General features: G+C 34.6%; 2 protein-coding genes. Both read right to left on the bottom strand.

All coding sequences use genetic code 11. The annotated features are described in order from the left end of the window. Positions 1–12: 12 nt before the first annotated feature. Positions 13–954 carry an IS3 family transposase gene (locus EHS15_RS15685; protein ID WP_246052228.1) on the bottom strand — a complete coding sequence of 314 codons (942 nt, stop codon included), beginning with the start codon at positions 952–954 and terminating at the stop codon, positions 13–15. After that, positions 885–1,187, bottom strand: a complete 303-nt coding sequence (locus EHS15_RS15680) for a transposase (protein ID WP_135761541.1) — start codon at positions 1,185–1,187, stop codon at positions 885–887. The genes EHS15_RS15685 and EHS15_RS15680 overlap by 70 nt, the downstream gene beginning before the upstream one ends. Positions 1,188–1,240: the final 53 nt, after the last annotated feature.

Genomic DNA, 1,240 nt, shown 5'->3' with positions numbered 1-1,240 from the left:
CGGACAGAAAAATCAAGCAATCCTTTGATCATATATCTTACGAAATTCCATAGGACTTGTAAAGTCCAAAGTAGAATGTAATCTTTTACGATTGTAAAAAATCTCGATATAATTGAATATCTTATGCTTCGCCTCTTCCAAGGTCTCGAATTTTTGCCATTTTATAAATTCATTCTTTAATGTTTTGAAAAATGATTCTACAACGGCATTGTCCCAACAATCCCCACTTCGACTCATGCTCTGCTTCATCTTAGCAAGATTTAATGCCATTCGAAATTCATTCGATGCATACTGACCTCCTCTATCAGAATGAAATATACAGTTTTCTTTGTGGATGTCTTTCTTTACGGCTTCTCTAAAACATTTCATTAAGCTGGACGTTTGTTGATGATCACTTAAATTCCAGCTCACAATTTCTCGATTGAATAGATCGATGATTACAACCAGGAAATAATGTTTTGATTTAATTGGAATATACGTGAAATCAGAGCAAAAAACTGTTCCTGGTTTTGGGACGGTAAAATTTCTTTTTAATCGATTCGGTGAGATTGCTAATTCATGAACAGAATTGGTTGTTGAAATATTAGATTTTCGCTTAGTTTTTGAGCGTATATTAGAGACTCTCATTAATTTTTCCACCAATCTTCTACTACAACGATAACCTTTCCTTTCTATTTCTTTGTGGATCCTGGGACTTCCATATATGGAATTTGAGTCATGGTGGATTTCTTTTATTAAGCTAACAAGGAGTTGGTTATATTTAGTTCTTGGGCTGGATTGACGTTTTTTCCAATCATAGAATCCACTCTTAGAGACTTCTAAGACTTGGCACAGCTTCACCACGGCAAAAATATGAGAGAACTTTTTTATGAACCCGTATCTTTCTATTTTTGTTGTGTGTCTCTTGTGAAAATGCCAATAGACTTTTTTAGAATTATGTTCTCTTCTTCTAATTCTTTTATACGGTCTTCTTTTGCCTTTAACAAAGAAGATAAATCCTCTTCCTTTAGGCTTACTTTTGCTTTTTTTGAATCTTTATCCATATAACTATTCACCCAACCACGCAATGTTGCATCCGGAATTCCTAGCTCTCTACCGGTTAGTTTCGCTCGTTTCCCATTCTCATAGTAACGACGCACCGCTTGCATTTTGAATTCCTCTGAATAATATTTGATTTTCTTCGACATTTTTGTCTCCTAAAAAGGAGCTTTTTAATGTCCGTTTTTTGGTAGGAACTCCA

Source organism: Leptospira idonii (assembly GCF_004770995.1).
In the GTDB taxonomy this organism is placed as follows: domain Bacteria; phylum Spirochaetota; class Leptospiria; order Leptospirales; family Leptospiraceae; genus Leptospira_A; species Leptospira_A idonii.
The sequence above is the reverse complement of the archived record's forward strand: the minus strand, read 5'-3'. Positions and strand labels throughout refer to the sequence as shown.

Excerpts from the sequence above, each read along its gene's own strand:
- EHS15_RS15680 (WP_135761541.1), bottom strand. The coding sequence starts at position 1,187 with ATGTCGAAGAAAATCAAATATTATTCAGAGGAATTCAAAATGCAAGCG.